Annotated in this window: 24 protein-coding genes; 7 read left to right on the top strand and 17 right to left on the bottom strand. The window is 37.8% G+C overall.

The genetic code is table 11. The annotated features are described in order from the left end of the window. Positions 1-6 precede the first annotated feature (6 nt). The 9 genes from Q0507_RS04785 to Q0507_RS04745 all read right to left on the bottom strand — a co-directional run bounded on the left by Q0507_RS04785 (position 7) and on the right by Q0507_RS04745 (position 4,960). The gene (locus Q0507_RS04785; RefSeq protein ID WP_298713171.1) at positions 7-237 is read right to left on the bottom strand and encodes a hypothetical protein; all 231 of its coding nucleotides are present in this window, start codon (positions 235-237) and stop codon (positions 7-9) included. Then, the gene (locus Q0507_RS04780) at positions 221-442 is read right to left on the bottom strand and encodes a hypothetical protein (protein WP_298713168.1); all 222 of its coding nucleotides are present in this window, start codon (positions 440-442) and stop codon (positions 221-223) included. The genes Q0507_RS04785 and Q0507_RS04780 overlap by 17 nt, the downstream gene beginning before the upstream one ends. 56 nt (positions 443-498) lie before the next feature. Continuing rightward, on the bottom strand, positions 499-1,329 hold the full coding sequence (locus Q0507_RS04775; RefSeq protein WP_298713166.1) for a hypothetical protein: 831 nt from the start codon (positions 1,327-1,329) through the stop codon (positions 499-501). A gap of 11 nt (positions 1,330-1,340) precedes the next feature. Further along, a complete protein-coding gene (locus tag Q0507_RS04770; protein ID WP_298713163.1) occupies positions 1,341-1,826 on the bottom strand; it encodes a hypothetical protein in 486 nt (161 codons plus the stop codon). Positions 1,827-2,348: 522 nt separating this feature from the next. Beyond that, positions 2,349-2,591 (bottom strand): hypothetical protein, encoded by a 243-nt coding sequence (locus Q0507_RS04765; protein ID WP_298713160.1) that lies wholly within the window; start codon positions 2,589-2,591, stop codon positions 2,349-2,351. 1 nt (position 2,592) lies between these two features. Continuing rightward, positions 2,593-2,754: a hypothetical protein gene (locus Q0507_RS04760; RefSeq protein WP_298713157.1), complete on the bottom strand. Its 162-nt coding sequence runs from the start codon at positions 2,752-2,754 to the stop codon at positions 2,593-2,595. 234 nt (positions 2,755-2,988) lie between these two features. Beyond that, positions 2,989-4,350: a phage/plasmid primase, P4 family gene (locus tag Q0507_RS04755; RefSeq protein ID WP_298713155.1), complete on the bottom strand. Its 1,362-nt coding sequence runs from the start codon at positions 4,348-4,350 to the stop codon at positions 2,989-2,991. Between the two features lie 61 nt (positions 4,351-4,411). Next, entirely contained in the window at positions 4,412-4,651 is a 240-nt protein-coding gene (locus tag Q0507_RS04750) for a hypothetical protein (protein ID WP_298713152.1), read from the bottom strand. A gap of 96 nt (positions 4,652-4,747) precedes the next feature. Next, positions 4,748-4,960 carry a helix-turn-helix transcriptional regulator gene (locus tag Q0507_RS04745; RefSeq protein WP_105098414.1) on the bottom strand — a complete coding sequence of 71 codons (213 nt, stop codon included), beginning with the start codon at positions 4,958-4,960 and terminating at the stop codon, positions 4,748-4,750. Positions 4,961-5,102: 142 nt separating this feature from the next. On the opposite strand from Q0507_RS04745, the gene Q0507_RS04740 reads away from it, so the two are divergent. The 3 genes from Q0507_RS04740 to Q0507_RS04730 all read left to right on the top strand — a co-directional run bounded on the left by Q0507_RS04740 (position 5,103) and on the right by Q0507_RS04730 (position 8,052). Further along, a complete protein-coding gene (locus Q0507_RS04740; RefSeq protein WP_298713147.1) occupies positions 5,103-5,525 on the top strand; it encodes a helix-turn-helix domain-containing protein in 423 nt (140 codons plus the stop codon). Positions 5,526-5,554: 29 nt separating this feature from the next. After that, positions 5,555-6,712 (top strand): site-specific integrase, encoded by a 1,158-nt coding sequence (locus Q0507_RS04735; protein WP_298713144.1) that lies wholly within the window; start codon positions 5,555-5,557, stop codon positions 6,710-6,712. Between the two features lie 152 nt (positions 6,713-6,864). Continuing rightward, positions 6,865-8,052 (top strand): MFS transporter, encoded by a 1,188-nt coding sequence (locus Q0507_RS04730; RefSeq protein ID WP_298713141.1) that lies wholly within the window; start codon positions 6,865-6,867, stop codon positions 8,050-8,052. Between the two features lie 110 nt (positions 8,053-8,162). Here the strand turns inward: Q0507_RS04730 and Q0507_RS04725 are convergent, their stop codons facing one another. From Q0507_RS04725 to Q0507_RS04710, 4 genes are all read right to left on the bottom strand, one after another. Further along, positions 8,163-9,410, bottom strand: coding sequence for a serine dehydratase subunit alpha family protein (locus Q0507_RS04725; RefSeq protein WP_298713138.1), 1,248 nt, complete (start codon positions 9,408-9,410; stop codon positions 8,163-8,165). Between the two features lies 1 nt (position 9,411). Continuing rightward, on the bottom strand, positions 9,412-9,783 hold the full coding sequence (locus Q0507_RS04720) for a RidA family protein (RefSeq protein WP_288565649.1): 372 nt from the start codon (positions 9,781-9,783) through the stop codon (positions 9,412-9,414). A gap of 132 nt (positions 9,784-9,915) precedes the next feature. Beyond that, entirely contained in the window at positions 9,916-10,713 is a 798-nt protein-coding gene (locus Q0507_RS04715) for a hypothetical protein (RefSeq protein ID WP_298713135.1), read from the bottom strand. Further along, positions 10,713-11,654, bottom strand: coding sequence for a glutamyl-tRNA amidotransferase (locus tag Q0507_RS04710; RefSeq protein ID WP_298713132.1), 942 nt, complete (start codon positions 11,652-11,654; stop codon positions 10,713-10,715). Before Q0507_RS04710 ends, Q0507_RS04715 begins: the two co-directional genes overlap by 1 nt. Positions 11,655-11,897: 243 nt before the next feature. Between Q0507_RS04710 and menA the strand changes: the two genes are divergently transcribed. Together menA and Q0507_RS04700 are read left to right on the top strand one after the other, a co-directional pair. Continuing rightward, positions 11,898-12,800: a 1,4-dihydroxy-2-naphthoate octaprenyltransferase gene (gene menA, locus Q0507_RS04705; protein WP_298713129.1), complete on the top strand. Its 903-nt coding sequence runs from the start codon at positions 11,898-11,900 to the stop codon at positions 12,798-12,800. 142 nt (positions 12,801-12,942) lie between these two features. Then, positions 12,943-13,761, top strand: coding sequence for a MetQ/NlpA family ABC transporter substrate-binding protein (locus tag Q0507_RS04700; RefSeq protein WP_298713126.1), 819 nt, complete (start codon positions 12,943-12,945; stop codon positions 13,759-13,761). A gap of 36 nt (positions 13,762-13,797) precedes the next feature. Here Q0507_RS04700 and Q0507_RS04695 read toward each other — a convergent pair whose 3' ends face one another. The 4 genes from Q0507_RS04695 to Q0507_RS04680 are packed head-to-tail and all read right to left on the bottom strand — an operon-like array spanning position 13,798 to position 16,868. Continuing rightward, complete coding sequence (locus Q0507_RS04695) at positions 13,798-14,193, bottom strand: cytidine deaminase (protein ID WP_288565644.1); 396 nt, start codon at positions 14,191-14,193, stop codon at positions 13,798-13,800. Positions 14,194-14,203: 10 nt separating this feature from the next. Further along, complete coding sequence (locus Q0507_RS04690; protein WP_298713117.1) at positions 14,204-15,505, bottom strand: pyrimidine-nucleoside phosphorylase; 1,302 nt, start codon at positions 15,503-15,505, stop codon at positions 14,204-14,206. A gap of 53 nt (positions 15,506-15,558) precedes the next feature. Then, on the bottom strand, positions 15,559-16,221 hold the full coding sequence (gene deoC / locus Q0507_RS04685; protein ID WP_298713114.1) for a deoxyribose-phosphate aldolase: 663 nt from the start codon (positions 16,219-16,221) through the stop codon (positions 15,559-15,561). Positions 16,222-16,238: 17 nt separating this feature from the next. After that, on the bottom strand, positions 16,239-16,868 hold the full coding sequence (locus tag Q0507_RS04680; RefSeq protein ID WP_298713111.1) for a 3'-5' exonuclease: 630 nt from the start codon (positions 16,866-16,868) through the stop codon (positions 16,239-16,241). A gap of 185 nt (positions 16,869-17,053) precedes the next feature. Between Q0507_RS04680 and pyrF the strand changes: the two genes are divergently transcribed. Next, positions 17,054-17,773: an orotidine-5'-phosphate decarboxylase gene (gene pyrF / locus Q0507_RS04675; protein ID WP_298713108.1), complete on the top strand. Its 720-nt coding sequence runs from the start codon at positions 17,054-17,056 to the stop codon at positions 17,771-17,773. Further along, positions 17,770-18,357, top strand: coding sequence for an orotate phosphoribosyltransferase (pyrE, locus tag Q0507_RS04670; protein ID WP_298713105.1), 588 nt, complete (start codon positions 17,770-17,772; stop codon positions 18,355-18,357). The genes pyrF and pyrE overlap by 4 nt, the downstream gene beginning before the upstream one ends. The last annotated feature ends 157 nt before the right edge of the window (positions 18,358-18,514 follow it).

The following is an 18,514-nucleotide window of genomic DNA, read 5'->3' as shown; positions in this document are numbered from 1 at the left end:
CTCACATTAGTAAAACAAACTACCTTTAATATCATTCTTTTTGCAGTATATAGTATGTATTTCTTGTAACTCTTTGAGCGCTTTTTCTTGCTCTTCCTTATGATCTGATAAGCAGCGTCTTAATAATTCAGTCGATACGCTAACCCAAAATTTTGAGCGCTGCGCCTCTTTTCTTTCTAGTTCCTTACGAATAACCCTTTGATTTACTTTTTTAGTTAATTTATTCAGTAAATTCATTTACTAACTCCTCTAACTTCTCTATTTGCTTTTGTTGCTCGTCTAATCTAATAGCACCCAATATAGCATTAGCACCTACTATAATAGTATTTGCTTTCTTACTATCCATTTCGCCATTGGCCACCATATTTATTATGCGACTTAAAGACTTTCTTACTTGCTGCGGTGTAGAAAACCTAAACGATAACCGCTTATTTTCTTTCATATTATGCCTTTCTATATATAAAGAAAGAGGGCGAATGACTTCGCCCTCTTATGGTGTTATTTTGCTTTGTGTACGTAGATGCCTTTAGTTTTATTTTCTAAGACAAAGGCGTCATATGCGATACGCCCCTCTACTAGATTGCCACTAATACCAGGTGGATCTTTATGGATTTTATAATCTTCAAGTTTTACTGGGGCAACCGTTGCGGACGGGTGAACCAAAACAAAATTAACGTCCTCAGGTAGTCTGATTTTAGGTACTTTGATAATTGTAGCACCGTCTAACATACCAATAACGCCCAATTTTCGCATATCCTGGCCTACATCTGTAGCCATGACAATAGAGGCGTTCTTTTTCATGATTGTATATGTATCAGGAGTTACCAATAAAACACGGTTTGTTTCAGGTACTTCAGCAGTATCAAGTACTTCAGTAGCCTTTAAAATAGCGTCATATACATTTTTATCCGTTAATGCGCCTGTTTCTGTAGTACCTGCACCTGCTACAACCTTACCATATACATAAGTATCAACTTCAGGAATTACTACTTCTCTAAGTTGACGGGCAAGCGCTGCGGCTGCTTGTAATGCTGCTTTTGTTTCATCTACATCTAATTTATCAAGAGCGAATGTAAAAGATCGGTCTTTCTTCAATGTAAATTCTTCTGTTGTAGCATCTAAGCCTTGAATTTGACCGTATCGGCTATGGTTTGCGCCTGTACCCTCACGATCATAATCATTCATAGCGCTTGTTGTAACTTTGTATACTTTGACGCTATGCGCGCCTGTAAATTCAAAGTCATTGTTTGTTATTACTTGCCGTTTTGACTCTGCCTTAAATTGCTCGTCTACATAGGGCAAAAATTGCGTTGCTAGTTCAATAGCCATATTCAACCTTTCTATTTAAGGCCAAAAGCGTCGCGCAATTCTATGTTTCCTACATGCGAATTATTTCTGCCGTAACCGCTGCCAGGGTTTTGAACTGATTTAATAGCCCAGGGCGATTTACTAGCCCATTCTTTGATATGTTCGCTAATAGGTAAACTATTACCGCTATCATCGGTATATACTACGCTCCCCGTATCGTCTACACTTGCATTATTAATAAATAATCGTGCAAGCTCTGTAGGGTTAATGCCGTTGACCTTTTCTAATTCTTGAATGATAGTTTTATTAACCTGTTCCGCTTTCAATGCCGTAGATTTGGCCTCATTATCAGCCATTAAACTTTGTAATTCAGCCCGTACCGTTACCAGTTCTTTTTGTAACGTTTCCACCATGTCGTTATCGCTATTATAGCGCTTACGCTCACGTTCTAGACGTTCTTTTACAATGTTATCTACTTCAGCTTGTGTAAACAGTTTTTCTTTGTTTTTTTCAGTCATTTTGATTACTCCCTATTTCCCCTGTTAGTTCAGTGAAAAATATATAAGTCATTTGGAGGATCGCCATATTATACGGCCAATAACTCATATACCCATAGCCTAAAGGCCATTACCTCAAACACACTTTCTCGCGATATTTTTTCTCATGTAATATTGGAGGTTTAACATGGTGTAAATGGATAACACTTCTACAAAATAAAAAAAACATGGGAACAAATAAGCCTAAGCCTATCTATTCCCATGCTGTGAAAAGCGTTCAATCACATGTGTGATTGCGGTACTCCTGTATTTGATTGTCTTAATTATATCACATTTCACCAAAAAATCAATAGAGGGGGTATATTTCTATAAACCTATACCTTACCTATGCTTGCGGCCTTTTTCTTGATACAAAATAAATCTGTTTTCGGCCTTGATTATCTATTTTTTCTTTATATTTTAGGGTTCTATCAGTCCTCAATAAATTAATGATAGGATTGAGGCGGATATACTCCGCCTCATTACTACACGAGAAATGTATTTTCATAATTCTCTCCTACTTAAAACAGCCGTTACAATCAACTGCTTATTATTAAAAATATGCTCACAAGTAACTGTAACATCTAGCATATTACCAAATTCATCTTGAATAATATTAAACTCTGTTTTAGTCAACGCCAACAAGGTTACTTTATTGGTATGCCCATTCACAACCGCGCTGATCTTATCTATATATTCTTTTTTGAGGCCTTTTATATTCTCATATTCATTTAAATTTGTATTCATATTATGCCTTTTCCTTTAATTTTAATTCTTCAGCAGCGTCATTATAGCCTTTCTTATAACTCATTACAGCTATATGAGCGATTGCACAAACAAGATCTACTTCATTGTTTTTTAACTTCTTACCAACACATTTTATAATTTTATCTAAGCTATCAAATTCCATGATATTTACCTCCTATTTGTAACTGGTTTGCAACCGGTAATGTCACAGCATAAATGTAGTATTCATGCCTTTGTAACAAGATAACAGGTTAATACACAAAACTTTATAAGATATTTAATGAACTTATATAAATTATCCTATTAATATAAAAATACCTGTTACGCCTGTTACAACAACCCATAAACATAGATATTATCTGCATTTACTATGTAACTAGATAAGATTATTTTCTAGTTACACAATAGTTACACTTTCAATCTTTTGGTATGCACGCTTACCACGCAATAAACCCATACCAATTTGAATACTTTCATATCCTAATCTACCTAATTCACGCCCAAACGTATTATTCGCCAACGGCTTATATCCATTCTCTTTACACCACTCTTTATAGAGGTTATAGACTTGTACGGTAGTTAAATCTGATATAGCTTTAATCTCTGCTAACCCCTCAAAACTACTGCCAGTATCAATACGCCAACCGCTTTCATTCATATCACTAACAAATAGTGCTACTGGGTTCGTATCAGTCATATGTTTTTGAGTTGCTGCTTGTACTAATTGCGGTATATGGATCCCATTTATAATATTAGGTACCTCTTTTAATACTCTATTCAGCAGCACTGATAAACCACCGCTTTTAACAATTTCTTGCACTATATTAGGTACTGCCGTAGCCGTTCCCCTAATACGCTGCGTGAATGGTATAACGATAAGTCTATCGGCCATGCCTTGCGATGTATCTGTAATGCGTGGTACTGAGTTAGCTGAAAATAATAGTTTTTGTGTTACTACAAAGGCAAACATAAGGCCAAATTTAGGGTTAGCATGTACTGGCTCACCACTAACAACCTTTTTTAGTACTGCGCTTTCTAACAATGCACCTGCCTCTATATCATCACCTAGATTAACCATTTTTCCATAAAGACTACCAATATACCTATCATCACCAAATTTAACCAGGCCTAAAATACTAATATTTTCACGGCCATAAAATGGTTTTAGTAAATTAAGAAATGTACTCTTACCGTTGCCGCCCTCACCAAACAAAATAAAGAATTTTTGTAGATGATTGTCAGGCCATAAACCATATGCAATGATCTGATAAATAAATGTATGCATTTCTCTATCATCACCAAACAGATTTTTCATGAATGTATCTAATACATCATTTTCTAAGGCTTCAGGATCATACTTAACAGGTATGTAATTTCTTAATATCGTATCAGGCGTTTTCTGTAATGCTTTACCAGTCCTTATATTAACAAGGCAATTCAAACATCCTACTATATGAGGATCAGTAATATAACAATCACTAATTATACTTTTGATATACTCCCATACCTCTTTACGTGCATTGGTTTTTAATTCTTTATCTTCAAGAATAATAAGCCTATTACATTCCGATTTACTAAACGGTTCATAATTATTATTTTTAGGGTTAAAGAAATATATATCTACATCATCAGGCGGCGCACCGTCTAACAAATTTTCATTAATAATACGTTTTAAATGATATTTTTTAATTAAATAGTCCCCCATTTTATTATGTAAAAACTTTTTACCGTCATAAAACGATGATTTTTTAACACTCAAAAAAGCCGTCCCCCCTTTATGTTCCCTTATCAATTTGATATAATAATAGAAAGGTATTTTACTATACCTCTTTAGTTAAATATTGGTTATGAGTAGACTTGAAAAACTCATCAAAATCATTTAATTTAACTAACTTACATTTAGGCCCAATATCAACGAATGATTTTTTGTATTTTGCGGTACGTTTCATTCGTTGAATTAGCCTATATACCTGCATGCGGCTTAAATCATAAGCCTTGCCAATATTCTTATATTGTATGTATCGTTGATCTATCGGCGTTACACTTTCAACAATCTTCATATATTAACCTTTCCACGCTGCCTATTATGGCGGCGTTTTTCTTTTACCTTAATACAACGCTTTGAGATGATTATATGAGGTTTGATTTGCGTCATATTAAATATTAAATAATTCTGTAAAACTAATAGGTTCATTTAATTCAGTCTCAAGTACAGTATGGATCGTTTTCATCTCTTCACGTGTAAATGGAGCCTTTCCATTCTCTTTGCGCCCATATGACTCGCCAGTTATTCCGATATGTCTACCTAGAACCTTTTGAGATAGGCCACATCGATTACGATAACCAACTAATTTATTGAACTCTTTCAATTTCTCACCTCCTTTTTGTTAAGTTTATTCTAAACTTTATTTTTCTATATGTCAAGTTTAAAATAAACTGAATATTCATATTGCAATACATGAGCCTTGAAATAAAGTTTAGTTTATAATATATTAAACATGAGGTGATTATATGGACTATACTGACGTACAAAAAAAACAAGGCGAACTTATAAAATCAGTTAGAATACAGTTAGGTTTATCTGGTGAGGAACTAGGCAATAAATTAGGAGTATCTAAGGCGACTATATCCCTATGGGAAACCGGAAAAGCCTCCCCAAGAATTGATAAACTTAATAAACTGGCTAAATTGAGTGGAAAAGATATATCTTATTTCTATGAAAATACGGGACTTGATCAGTTAATTAAATATAATATTACTAATTTAAAAAAGACCATAGATAACATAAACGATATAAACCCATTGAGCTTAAAAAATCAATACAAGAATAGTAAAACTGCGGATAGAGAATTTTTTATAAAGCAACTTCCCCATATGATGACAGATAAAGAGCTATCTATTTTCTTAATTAGCTTATCAGAACGATTTAAATAAGTACTTATCGCCTATGAAAGGCGGTTAATATGTGGATAGAAGAAAGAGCCACAAACACAGGAACAAAATACATATATTATGAACGCTATAATTGCCCTACAACAGGCAAATTAAAGCGTGTTAGTATTTCTTTAAATGGAAATAGTCCTACATATAAAAAACAAGCCTCTAAACTGCTACATGAAAAAATAGCACAAATATTAGACGGCTATGAGCAAGACAAATATATAACGCTGCATGAGGTGGCGCATTTATGGCTAGATCATACCAGGCCTACTGTAAAACTAGCCACCCACGTAAACCATAATACCCACGTTAAAAAGATTTTTAAGTATATCCCTACTGATATACCAATCATCAAAGTAACACCTATTATGATTGAGGAGCTAGCAAATAAAGTATATTATGTAGAAAATCGTAGCTATCACTATAGCAAGTCATTAATGACAACGGTTAGGGCTATTTTTCGTTATGCTAAACGTAGAGGCCTAGTAAAAGACATTCAGGACATAGAGGACATTAAAATAATAAAAAAGCCTTTCAGCCGCGATGAGGTGGCTAAAAAGCAAAATAAATTTCTTGATAATATGGAGTTAAAAGAGGTTCTAAGGCAATTAAACGATATAAGCCCCAGAATATCCCTATTGGTAGAATTTATAAGTCTTACAGGTCTAAGAATTGGCGAATTGTTGGCCTTACGTTATTGCGACTATGACAAAGAAAAAGCCACTATTAATATTAATGGCACATTACAGTATCATTGTAATAATAGTAGCGAAATAAAGCGCGGAACGCCTAAAAACATTTATTCTGTTAGAGATATAAAGCTATGCGATAGAGCCGTTCGCATATTAGAACGGATCACAACAGAAAACAAACGCCGCTCTTTATGGTTCAATGGCTACCATGAACAAGGCTATATATTCACGGCTAAGCGTGGCAATCCTTATGACATGCAATACATCAACAAAATACTAAAACGCGTATCTATAGGCGATAAACACATCACTACGCACATATTTAGACATACTCATATTAGTATCTTATCAGAATTAGGCGTGCCGCTAAAAGCCATAATGCAGCGTGTAGGACATAATGATCCTGCCACTACATTAAGCATATATACTCACGTAACACAGGCAATGAATGAGGACGTCATAAACAAGCTAAACGCTAGAAATGGTTAGGCTTGCCCCATAACTTGCCCCATAGAGATATTGAAAAATCAAACAACACCAGTATTTACGCGCTTTTTAGGTTCTACTCCCTAATTCTCTGCCATATAAAATATATAAAGCGCTAACCGTGGTTAGCGCTTTTTTGCGAAGGGACCACTACTATGAAAAAATATTACCCTTATCTCATTACAGTGAGTCATATGATTAACGACTCCTGTCAAAGTGTATTGCCTGCCCTCTTACCACTGTTCATCTATACCTATGGACTCAGCTTAGAACAAGCGGGCTTTCTCATCTTAGCCAATACAGCATTATCTTCATTATTACAACCATTATTAGGGTATCTTTCTGACAAAATCAATCAACCTCGGCTTATCGCTTTAGGTGTTTTACTCTCTGCTTGTAGCACAGGTGTAATGGGTTTTGTCACCTCCTATGAAAGCTTACTTGTTTGTGCCACGTTAGCCGGTGTTGGATCCTCTATCTTCCATCCTGAAGGAGCAAAGATCATGAACCGCCTCGGTGGTGGCAAAAAAGGGAAAGCCATGGGCACCTTCGCCATCGGTGGTAGCTCCGGTTTTGCCATCGGCCCCCTCTTTGCTGGTTCTATTGCCTATACAGTAGGTCCGCATGGACTTGCGGCTTTCACCGTGGTAGGTCTTATCATATCAACGCTTTTATTCATCCTCATGCCTCGCATAGTAGCTCATGCACGCACTATCGACCAAGCGGTAGCTACAGAAAACCCTACACTTGTAGCAAAACCACTCAAAAATTACTGGAAATACTTTGGTATCTTGTTCGTTATCATCCTAAGCCAATCGGTAAACTTCCGCGTTATCAATGCATTTATTCCTATCTTCTGGACTCGTGAACTCGGCACTAGCCCAGAACAAGGTAGCTTTGCATTAACCGTATTCTTTAGTATAGGCATCTTCATGACATATATCGGCGGTCTATTAGGCGACAAATATGGTCCTATCAAAATCATTAGACTATCCCTATTAATTTGGTTGCCAGCTATGTTCCTATTAACAGAAGTGCCAACCTTCTCCCCTGTCATCATGATGCCTGTAGCCTATCTACTACTACTCATGATTGGTGCCGCAAAAGCAATTAGCTACAGCCCAGTTATCGTACTAGGTCAAACCTACCTCGCTAAAAGCATCGGCTTTGCCTCTGGTATTACCCTCGGCGTGAGCCAAACTATTGGCGGTATCATCGCACCTGTAGTAGGTAACCTTGCAGACACCTACACCTTACCTATTGCCATGATGACACTCGTGCCATTCCTAGTAATGGGCCTTGGGGCGTCATTAATACTTAAAGATCCTAAAAAATTACAATAAACAAAAAGAACCCTTCACGTGAACTACACCCCCCAAATTGGACACAATTTTTGAAGGTACAGACCAACGAAGGGTTCTTTTTATATTCAACTAAACACATCACATGCAGTTTAGTGTTTTAGCATTTCATTCAAAATAACTACGTCCGTTTCTTTCATACCTTGTGCCACAGCACCGATGCTGCGGATGGTTTCGTCAACGGAGAATGCTACAAGACCATCGCCTTTTTGGTAGTTTTTGTTAAGGCGAGCTTGTTTATATCCCATAAAAGCGCCATCAAGAGAGATTGCAATTTTACCTGCACAGGATGGTTTCGCACCGTCACATACGATACCAGATAGACTTGCAAGACCATTTACAAGAGTGTTCTCGATTATATCTTTACTATCACCTTTCAAGAAGGCAATGCCTGCTACACTTACCACACCCGCAGATACAACACCGCAGTATGCGGACAATTTACCGATGCCAGATTTAACATAAAGTGTTAACAAGTTCGCAAAGACGAGAGCGCGATAAAGTTCATCATCACTTTTGCCAAGTTCCTCAGCAGTCGTAATAATTGGTACAGAAACGGTTAAGCCTTGATTACCAGAGCCAGAGCAAATAACTACAGGCAATGGACAGCCGCTCATACGCGCATCAGATCCGGCCGCGGCACGAGCCTTACATTTCGTTTCAAGAGATGGATTTTCATCGTCCAATAATAACAATTGACCAATGTTAGCACCATAATCATTAGACAGACCTTCCTTAGAAATAGCAGAATTATACTCTACCTGTTGTTTGATTTGAGGAAGGATACCAGAAATATCACCAGTTAAGGAAAATTCGTAAATGCTATCAAAAATCATAGCATATTCGGTTTTAGCTGCTTCTTTTATTTCATTAATTGTTTCAGAGATAATCTCGCCATCTACAGAAACATAAGTTACATTCGTATGATCATTTTCAATACGAACTACTGCCGTATGTTCATCTGTTTCAGCGGTGATTTCAATATATAGATTATCTACGCCTTCAGCGAGTGAAACAGTACAGAAGTTGGCATCAAGAAGTGTGCCAAGCCATTTACGATCTTCATCTGTAGCGGATTCCAATACCTCTAATTCACGCTCTGGGTGACCTACGATAGCACCAAGCGTAGCAGCCGCCGTAAGTCCTTTGCGGCCCCCAGAGTTTGGAATCACTACGGATTTAACATTTTTAATAATATTCGCACTGCATCGTGCGTGAATATGATTTGGAAACTCATCTAAAACAGAGACTGCCTTCGCAGCCGCATAAGCCAATGCAATTGGCTCAGTGCAACCGAAGGCAGGACGCATCTCTGACTGTAACAAAGAAATATAATTCATCTTATACTTCCGCAATAATTTCCACTTCTACCAAAACACCCAATGGAAGGTCTTTTACTGCTACGCAAGAACGAGCTGGTTTAGAAGTGAAGTATTTAGCATACACTTCGTTGAAAGCTTTGAAATCAGCGATATCAGCCAAGAAACAAGTTGTTTTAATAACTTCGGAGAAGTCTGAACCTGCTTCAGCCAATACAGCATCAATGTTTTTGCATACTTGTTCAGTTTGCTCTACAATACCACCTTCAACAACTGAACCAGTTGCAGGATTGAGTGGAATTTGACCAGAAGCGAATAATAAACCGCCTACTACTTTAGCTTGGGAGTAAGGACCTACTGCTGCTGGTGCTTTGTCTGTGAAAATTGTTTTCATGATAAATCTCCTTTTATAAAAAAATATAAATTAATATGACTATGTTTAAGGCGTGAAACTCATATTGTTGCCTCGATATATATGACTTACCTCAATATATCACATATTACATAAAAGTACGTATATAACCAATTATTTAATTGATTTAAATGCATTGTCAAATATCGGTTTGAAATAATCACGTTGTACATCGCTTGTAAAAGCTACGTACAACACCGGTTTACCTGGCTTCAAAACAAATGCAGCATTTGCATAGAGTGGAGTTTGTACAGTTCCATCTGAATATAACAAGCGAGAGCTTGCTGCATAAGTTTGATATTTTGTGCCAGCCACAGGATGTACTTGTTCGGCATTTTCTACGGTTAGAGTTCTAAGTGTCTTAGGCATAATCGTTGCTTTTTTAGGATCAAGACTTGGTACATTAATTGGTCCATTTAAAGGAACTACCGTTGTACTAGTTGGAATCTGTTTATTGATTGCTTCTAATACAAGTTGCTCTGTTACAGGATCAATTTGCCCTTTCTCAAGAGCAGCCATAGCGGCTATAAACATTGGGTCATTAGCCTCTTTCTTTCCTAAATGTTGAGCCGCCTCTTTCACATCTACCGCTACTAAAAAGGCATCCTTTTGACCAGTCTTATCAGCACCTTGTAATTGGTATATGTCATAGCTAAGTCCCATTTGGTCCAATACAGCTAAGGCTTGCTGATTACTTTGCCTTGTCATTTTATGTGTACTTGGCTTTGCATTATCTTTAGCAATAATATCTTTTACAATGCCTAATGTATTTGTATTAGAAGCCGTTGCAATCGTAACGTCATTAGGAATTGACATTGTTCCTGCTAAAGTATTAACATCCTTTGCACCAGCAAAACTTGCAATAGTACCTACTAAACAAGCTGCTAACACGAGAGTTTTTAATGGTTTCATTATTTATTCCCTCCCTTTAGGGCTTTTAAGCCATACATTGATTCCAGTTGTTTAGTCCAGTAATCGTGACTTGTATCCTCTGTTGCTAATAATTGTATCGTGAGGCCTTCATCTTGTGGTAACATATATAGTTCAAGAGAGCCAGGTAGCATAAAACCATCATAATTTAAACTACCACGCATAGATATTCCTTGCATTACACCAAATTTTGATGTGTATGATTTCGCAGAAAAATCCGTAGCTTGCACGGAGAAATTAGGAATAATCTGCTTTAGAACATCGACTACTTCTTGTGTGGCTTGCTGTTCCTTTGGAGATAACTTTTTACTTTCTACGGTCATTAGATTTAACTGTGTATTTATATCACTATTCAATCTAGTATTATATTTTTCCATAACAGGCTTTAAAGCATTTTTATCTAAGCTTAAAGGCTTCATATTAGTAATAAAGTCTTCTGCAAGAGACTTCGAATATGGTTTAGCTTCAGGAAGTTTCTCTTCTTTTTTATCTATCATATTATTAACTATTTTTGTTGCTGCATCACCAGAATAGTTAATAATATCTTTGTTTACATTATAATTTACCAACCATGCAGTATGATGACCTAAAGCACTATCACCAGATAATTGATAGAGGCTATATCCATCAGTAATCTTTCCTTGAAATGGCGGTACCTCTACTTTGTATACTTCTTTCAAATGCTCACCAAGTCTTTTTGCTACTGACGCATTAACTTCATTCACCATTGCATTTTGGGCTGCAGTTCTCAAATTAGGATTGGTGGAAACAGAATCTATGACAGATGCTTTCACTGCATTACTAGTTACTGCATATAGTCCATAACCCAAATCTACCGTATCAGCACATGCCACTGTACCCATGCCCACAGTTAAACAAGTAGCACAAGCCAATGTCATCATTTTTTTATTGAGAGCTCTCATAAGACACCTCACATTTTAACAATACACTATATATACAGATTATTAGATAATCTATGCAGTATGTATTAAGAGTTTAAAAGTTAATCTATACCGTATATATTAATTATTATACTATACCGACATATATAACTGTATAGTATAATTTACAACCTTACCGTTCTGCTATACAATACATAAATAGACATGTAAACATGATATATGCATGAGAAATGGAAAGGAGTGCACACTCAGCGTGCTTTTGATATGATACAAGAATTAATTCCCCTTACTAGACCTCGCACATTAGCTGCCGCATTAGGACCCACTATTTTAGGTGCTGCCTTTAGTTATTATGCGTTTGGTGCCGTTCAGGGCAAAGGGCTAGCTATATTCCATACGTTACTTATATTCTTAGCAGTTGTAACCGCCCAAATTATAGCTAATTTATGGAATGAATATAAAGACTTTAAATCTGGTCTTGATGCAGGTCAAAAGGTAGGCAATGCCGGTTCTATCACGCGTGGCACCATAACCCCTGAACTCATCATAACGATGATCAAAATACTCATGATTGTACCTATTATCATCGGCATTTATTTATCTGCTACCATAACTTGGTACTACATCCCTGCAGGCTTCTTATGTATCCTAATTAGCTTCCTCTATTCTGGTGGACCGAAACCAATTTCTCGCACTCCATTTGGAGAGTTTTCCTCTGGCATCGCCATGGGCCTTGCCATCGTGCTTATTACAGGCTATGCATGGACACGAGAATTATCCTTAGCTCTATTAATTCCTGCAATTCCATCTACATTGCTAGTTGGCTCCATCATGTTGACAAATAACATCCGAGATATTCGTAATGATGAAAGCCACGGTCGTCGCACTTTGCCAATCGTACTTGGTCGTGAAAGAGCCCTCAGCCTAATGAGCATTACCTATATTTTTAATTTTATTTGGATCATTGCTTGGATCGTTGTAGGCCATATGACATGGTTCACCTTATTGGCATTCCTTGCAGCACCATTGGCTTTTAAAACAATTCATACATTAAGTACTAAAACGGATGAATTCGAATTAGATAAGGCTATGGGCACTACCGCAGGAACGGCTATGGTTTACCAACTGATGTGGGCTATTGGCCTTATCATGGGCAAGTTAATCTAAAAATGAATATACTTATATTATAGGTTCTCCATAGTTTTTAGTTATGGAGAACCTATAATAATTCCTTCTTGATAGATAGGAAATTATTTAGTACTATAGATTTAATATTTTATATGCAATTATTGTATAAGGAGTGTGTGTAATGAGAAAATTTTTAGCATTAGCAGCTACTGTAATCCTTGGCGGTGCTTTATTAATCGCGGGTTGTGGTAACGACAATAAACAAGCTGCTAGCGACGGTAAACAAGTATTAAAAATCGGTGCAACTGCTGTACCTCACGCGGAAATCTTGGAACAAGTTAAACCTATCTTGGCAAAAGATGGTATCGAATTAAAAGTCACTGAATTCACTGACTACAATACACCTAACTTAGCTTTAGGCGACAAAGAAATCGATGCAAACTTCTTCCAACACGTACCTTACATGGAGGAATTTGCAAAAGCTCACAAGCTTGACTTAGTATCCGCTGGTGGCGTTCACCTTGAGCCAATGGGTTTATACTCCCGCCAAATCAAAGATTTGAAAAATCTCCCTAAAGGCGCTAAAATCGCCATTCCTAATGACCCTACAAACGGTGGTCGTGCATTGTTGTTATTGCAAAAACAAGGTCTAATCACTTTGAAAGATGCTACTAACATCTTATCTACAGTGCAAGATATTACTACGAACCCTAACGAATATCAATTTATAGAATTAGAGGCAGCACAAGTACCTCGTTCTCTTGACGATGTAACCTTAGCTGCAATCAATACTAACTTTGCATTAAACGCAGGTCTTAACCCTGGCAAAGATGCATTGGCAATCGAAACTAACGATTCCCCTTACGTAAATATCGTAACTGTACTCAAGGGCAATGAAAATGACCCGCGCATCAAAAAATTGATGGCTGCACTTCATAGCCCTGAAATCATCAAATTTATCCAAGAAAAATACCAAGGTGCCATTGTTCCTGCATTCTAAGGTATACAAAAAAGAGACCACATCTGTGGTCTCTTTTTACATGCTATCAGCCCCAAATCTAAAAGGTAATAGTTCGTCTAATTCAACAACTGTATAGTCTCCTTTTAAATTCGCCATTATAATACGAGGTATTTCAAATTCAGAAATCACCTGACGACAAGCGCCACAAGGCGAGCAAGGTCCTTCCGTATCCGCCACTACGGCAAGGGCTTTAAATCGTTTATGCCCTTCTGATACGGCCTTAAATATGGCGGTTCGCTCTGCACAATTAGTAAGTCCATAAGATGCATTTTCTATATTGCACCCTTCATAAACGGTATCATCATCACAGAGAAGTGCTGCCCCCACGCCAAAGTGTGAATAAGGGCTATACGATGTCTCACGAGCTACAATAGCGCGATTAATGAGCCTTTGAATCTCTTTTTCTTTCATATTCTGCTCCTTACTCTACAATATCAAGTATAGTATCTACTACTTTAGGTGCAGTATTGCCAATAGTAATAGCCTCTAAATAGGTCTGAGCCGCATTATTGAGTAAGCTTTCATCAGAGGCATACAATGTAGCTATACTCTCACCCACAGTAACAGAATCTCCAGTTTTTTTGTGCATTACAATACCTGCACTATAGTCGATAGGACCATCTTTAACAGTACGACCTGCCCCCAACATGACGGATGAAATGCCGCATTGTTCTGTATTCATATGGGTAATATAACCGTCTTGAGGCGATGTTACATCATAGGTAAACTTACCGATTTCCAATACACTTTCATCATCGATGACTCGGCTATCTCCACCTTGGGCTTCAATCATTAAACGTAATCGTTCAAGAGCGGTCCCAGAATCTAGTGATTGTTGCACGCAATTAAGAGCAGTTTCGTAATCACAAATATGACTCAATACGAGCATATGAGCTGCCATGATAACACATTCATGACTTAAGTCTTCTGGTCCATTACCTTTCAACGTATCAATAACTTCACGAATTTCCAACGCATTGCCAATGGCATACCCAAGGGGACGATCCATATCCGTCAAAACGGCCTTAACAGCTCGGCCATTTTCATTGCCGATATCCACCATTGCTCTAGCTAATGTACGGGCATCATCTAAGGTCTTCATAAAGGCGCCGCTACCAACCTTTACATCTAACAAAATTGCCTGAGCACCAGAAGCCAATTTTTTGCTCATAACAGAGGATGCAATAAGAGGAATACTATCTACGGTCCCCGTCACATCCCGCAAAGCGTATAGTTTTTTATCCGCCGGAGCTAGTCCTTCTGATTGACCGATAACGGCAAGACCAATTTTATTAACTTGATCGATAAAATCATCTTGTTCTAAAGATACTTTTAAATTTGGAATGGACTCCATCTTGTCGATAGTACCGCCCGTATGACCAAGTCCACGGCCGGACATCTTAGCCACCTTACCTCCACAAGCGGCTACGAGAGGTGCAATAATAAGTGTTGTCTTATCCCCTACACCACCTGTACTATGTTTATCCACGGTAATCCCATCGATACTCGATAAATCTACCATATTACCTGATTGAGCCATGGCTAAGGTCAAGGTTCCTAGTTCGCGAGCACTCATGCCATTAAAAACTATGGTCATCAATAGAGCACTCACTTGATAATCAGGAATATCACCTTTTACATAGCCATCGATGACAAAGCGGATTTCCTCATTTGTTAACGGCAATTTTGCCCTTTTTTTCAGAATAATATCATACATGCGCATAATTAAACCGCCATTCTAAGAAACCACCTAAGCATAGCCTAGGTGGTCTTCTATTATACTTCTTCATTCAAGTGATTTTTTAATAACTCTACGGCTGCACTGGCACCAATACGACTACAACCTTCTGCAATATAAGCTTTCATATCGGTAATGGAACGAATTCCACCCGCAGCCTTGATCTGTACATTAGGACCAATATGCTTTTTAAAGAGTCTGATATCTTCAAGGCTTGCTCCACCGCTACCAAAGCCAGTAGATGTTTTAATAAAATCTGCACCACCGTTCGTAATACATTTACAGAGCGCCACCTTTTCAGAATCTGTAAGATAACAAGTCTCGATAATAACCTTTAAAATCTTATCGCCACAAGCCTCCTTAAGTGCTGCAATTTCGTTCGTTACCGCTTCAAAATCACCTTGTTTTACGTCGCCAAGATTAATAACCATGTCGATTTCAGAGGCCCCTTCTTCGATGGCCTGTTTCGTTTCAGTCACCTTTACCTCTGTCGTTTCATAACCCAAAGGAAATCCAATAACGGTACATATGTTAAGTTTTGGATATGCTTCATGAGCGGATGCTACAAAATCTGGTGGAATACAGACAGATGCTGTTTTATACTTTACACTCGCATCACAAACTTCTTTAATATCATCCCATGTAGCTGTTGGACGTAATAAAGTATGATCCACATAAGCTAATAATTCTTTACCTAACATAGTACCACCTCTCCTTACTAAAAGAACGACATTTGCTCTGGTTCTGGCTCTTTATGTAAAGCCTCTTGTGCAGAGCGATTTTTATCATCAATAAATGGTTCTAATGGTACACCTGTAACCTTTAATAAATCTGGTAAACTATTAACACCTTTTAGCTTAGTAGCTTCTAATACAACCTTTGCACAAGTCTCCGCATCATCGAGCGCATAGTGATGCTTAAATTCAACCCCCATGTATGCGGCCATGGTATTTAACTTATGGTTAACTAAATCGGGCCATACCGCACGTGAAAGTTTAACTGTACATGCATAATCTAGTTCTGGCCAAGGAATTTTATAGTAATCTAGAGTAGCACGCAATACGTTCATATCGAATTTCGCATTATGAGCTACCATGATATTTCCTTTTAAATGATTTTCGTAAATAGCATCCCACAACTGATCAAAAGTCTTTTCATGTAGAACATCTTTTGGCTGAATGCCATGGATTTCAATGCATTCATCATCAAAACTCATAAACGGGGGTTTAATAAGACTATAAGCTTTCTTTGCAATCTGTCCATCCTTTACGGTAATAACCGCCAAGGAGCACGCACTATTTTTAAATTTATTAGCTGTTTCAAAGTCTAATGCAACAAAATCTAACATAGGACTCCTTTCAAAATCTATATATAAGAATTATATTCATTTTCTCTATTTATTATAGCACGAAACAGACCATAATCTACTGTACAAAGGTGACCAATAATCATTACACGCTCACCAATTTTAATTGACAGAACGCCCTCAGTATGTAAAAATTATTTAGATATATGTAGTATGGAGGTTGCAACATGGCAGATGACAGATTAATCGTTGCCCTTGACGTATCCACGATGGATGCAGTGAAAGAAATCGTATTATCCCTAGGTGATTCGGTTAGCTTTTACAAGGTCGGAATGGAGCTATTCTATGCCGAAGGGGCTAAAACAGTTCGCTTTTTACAAGAGCAAAACAAACAAGTATTTCTTGATTTGAAATTGCACGATATTCCAAATACGGTAGCCCATGGCGTATCTTCCTTAACACGTCTCGGTGCTAGTTTGATTACTATGCATGGTCAAGGCGGTCCTGTTATGATGAAAGCCGCTGTAGAGGCGGCTCGTGAAAGCGGCAAAGAACTAGGTGTTGAAAGACCAAAGTTATTGGCCATCACAGCCTTAACGAGTTTTGACGATGAATCTTGGACTGCTATAGGTGGACAACTACCTATTTCCGACCAAGTAATTCGCCTCGCTAAACTCGCTAAAGACTGCGGCATGGATGGCGTTGTATGCTCCGCATTGGAAGCTAAAATGATTCGCGAAGCATGTGGCGATGATTTTCTTATCGTAACACCAGGTATTCGCCCATCATTTGCAACATCAGACGACCAAAAACGCGTTGCTACGCCTGCTAGCGCATTACAAGATGGCGCATCTCGCCTCGTTATTGGTCGCCCTATTACACAAGCCGAAAACCCTCGCGAAGCGGTTCGTTTAATTATTGAAGAAATGGAGAAGGTATCCAAATGATGACAGAACAAGAAGTAAAACAATTACTTATCGATACTCAAGCTATTTTAGAAGGTCACTTCCTTTTGACATCTGGTCTCCACAGCCCAATGTACGTTGAAAAATTCAATGTATTGCAACATCCTAAATATACTGAAACACTTTGTAAAGATTTGGCTGAACGCTTTCGCGATCAAAATGTAGAACTTGTTATTGGCCCCATGACTGGTGGCATTTTACTAGCTCACGAAGTTGGTAAGGCTCTTGGCACACGCGCCATCTTCACAGAACGTGAAAAAGGCGTTATGACATTGCGCCGTGGTTTCAAAATTAAGCCAGGTACGCGCGTACTTATTGTTGAAGACATCGTAACAACTGGTGGTTCCGTACAAGAAGTTGTAAACGTAGTTAACCAATCTGGTGGTGAAATCGTTGGTGTAGGCCTACTTGTTAACCGGTCTGGCGGCAAAGCAGAATTCGGCGTACCTCACGAAAAAGTACAAGCATTACTCAACCTTGAAGTTCCTACATATAAACCTGAAAAATGCCCTCTTTGCAAAGACGGCATAGGTATGACAGAACGAGGTTCTAAACATATCAAATAAAATATCTAAAGACCTATGTATCTATATAGGTCTTTTCTTTTACATATTTTTTCAACGTACTCAAGCTACTACTAATGTATCTATTAAAAACATCTATAGACATAAATCATAACCACCCGTAAAACGGGTGGTTTGCTCTGACCCTATAAGGGTCTTT

Origin of the sequence: uncultured Veillonella sp., from assembly GCF_938010505.1 — a bacterium.
Lineage (GTDB): Bacteria > Bacillota > Negativicutes > Veillonellales > Veillonellaceae > Veillonella.
Note: the sequence above shows the minus strand (reverse complement) of the source record. Positions and strands in the feature narration are given on the sequence as shown.

Excerpts from the sequence above, each read along its gene's own strand:
- Q0507_RS04785 (WP_298713171.1), bottom strand. The coding sequence starts at position 237 with ATGAATTTACTGAATAAATTAACTAAAAAAGTAAATCAAAGGGTTATT.
- Q0507_RS04780 (WP_298713168.1), bottom strand. The coding sequence starts at position 442 with ATGAAAGAAAATAAGCGGTTATCGTTTAGGTTTTCTACACCGCAGCAA.
- Q0507_RS04775 (WP_298713166.1), bottom strand. The coding sequence starts at position 1,329 with ATGGCTATTGAACTAGCAACGCAATTTTTGCCCTATGTAGACGAGCAA.
- Q0507_RS04770 (WP_298713163.1), bottom strand. The coding sequence starts at position 1,826 with ATGACTGAAAAAAACAAAGAAAAACTGTTTACACAAGCTGAAGTAGAT.
- Q0507_RS04765 (WP_298713160.1), bottom strand. The coding sequence starts at position 2,591 with ATGAATACAAATTTAAATGAATATGAGAATATAAAAGGCCTCAAAAAA.
- Q0507_RS04760 (WP_298713157.1), bottom strand. The coding sequence starts at position 2,754 with ATGGAATTTGATAGCTTAGATAAAATTATAAAATGTGTTGGTAAGAAG.
- Q0507_RS04750 (WP_298713152.1), bottom strand. The coding sequence starts at position 4,651 with ATGAAGATTGTTGAAAGTGTAACGCCGATAGATCAACGATACATACAA.
- Q0507_RS04740 (WP_298713147.1), top strand. The coding sequence starts at position 5,103 with ATGGACTATACTGACGTACAAAAAAAACAAGGCGAACTTATAAAATCA.
- Q0507_RS04735 (WP_298713144.1), top strand. The coding sequence starts at position 5,555 with ATGTGGATAGAAGAAAGAGCCACAAACACAGGAACAAAATACATATAT.
- Q0507_RS04730 (WP_298713141.1), top strand. The coding sequence starts at position 6,865 with ATGAAAAAATATTACCCTTATCTCATTACAGTGAGTCATATGATTAAC.
- Q0507_RS04725 (WP_298713138.1), bottom strand. The coding sequence starts at position 9,410 with ATGAATTATATTTCTTTGTTACAGTCAGAGATGCGTCCTGCCTTCGGT.
- Q0507_RS04720 (WP_288565649.1), bottom strand. The coding sequence starts at position 9,783 with ATGAAAACAATTTTCACAGACAAAGCACCAGCAGCAGTAGGTCCTTAC.
- Q0507_RS04715 (WP_298713135.1), bottom strand. The coding sequence starts at position 10,713 with ATGAAACCATTAAAAACTCTCGTGTTAGCAGCTTGTTTAGTAGGTACT.
- Q0507_RS04710 (WP_298713132.1), bottom strand. The coding sequence starts at position 11,654 with ATGAGAGCTCTCAATAAAAAAATGATGACATTGGCTTGTGCTACTTGT.
- menA (WP_298713129.1), top strand. The coding sequence starts at position 11,898 with ATGATACAAGAATTAATTCCCCTTACTAGACCTCGCACATTAGCTGCC.
- Q0507_RS04700 (WP_298713126.1), top strand. The coding sequence starts at position 12,943 with ATGAGAAAATTTTTAGCATTAGCAGCTACTGTAATCCTTGGCGGTGCT.
- Q0507_RS04695 (WP_288565644.1), bottom strand. The coding sequence starts at position 14,193 with ATGAAAGAAAAAGAGATTCAAAGGCTCATTAATCGCGCTATTGTAGCT.
- Q0507_RS04690 (WP_298713117.1), bottom strand. The coding sequence starts at position 15,505 with ATGCGCATGTATGATATTATTCTGAAAAAAAGGGCAAAATTGCCGTTA.
- deoC (WP_298713114.1), bottom strand. The coding sequence starts at position 16,221 with ATGTTAGGTAAAGAATTATTAGCTTATGTGGATCATACTTTATTACGT.
- Q0507_RS04680 (WP_298713111.1), bottom strand. The coding sequence starts at position 16,868 with ATGTTAGATTTTGTTGCATTAGACTTTGAAACAGCTAATAAATTTAAA.
- pyrF (WP_298713108.1), top strand. The coding sequence starts at position 17,054 with ATGGCAGATGACAGATTAATCGTTGCCCTTGACGTATCCACGATGGAT.
- pyrE (WP_298713105.1), top strand. The coding sequence starts at position 17,770 with ATGATGACAGAACAAGAAGTAAAACAATTACTTATCGATACTCAAGCT.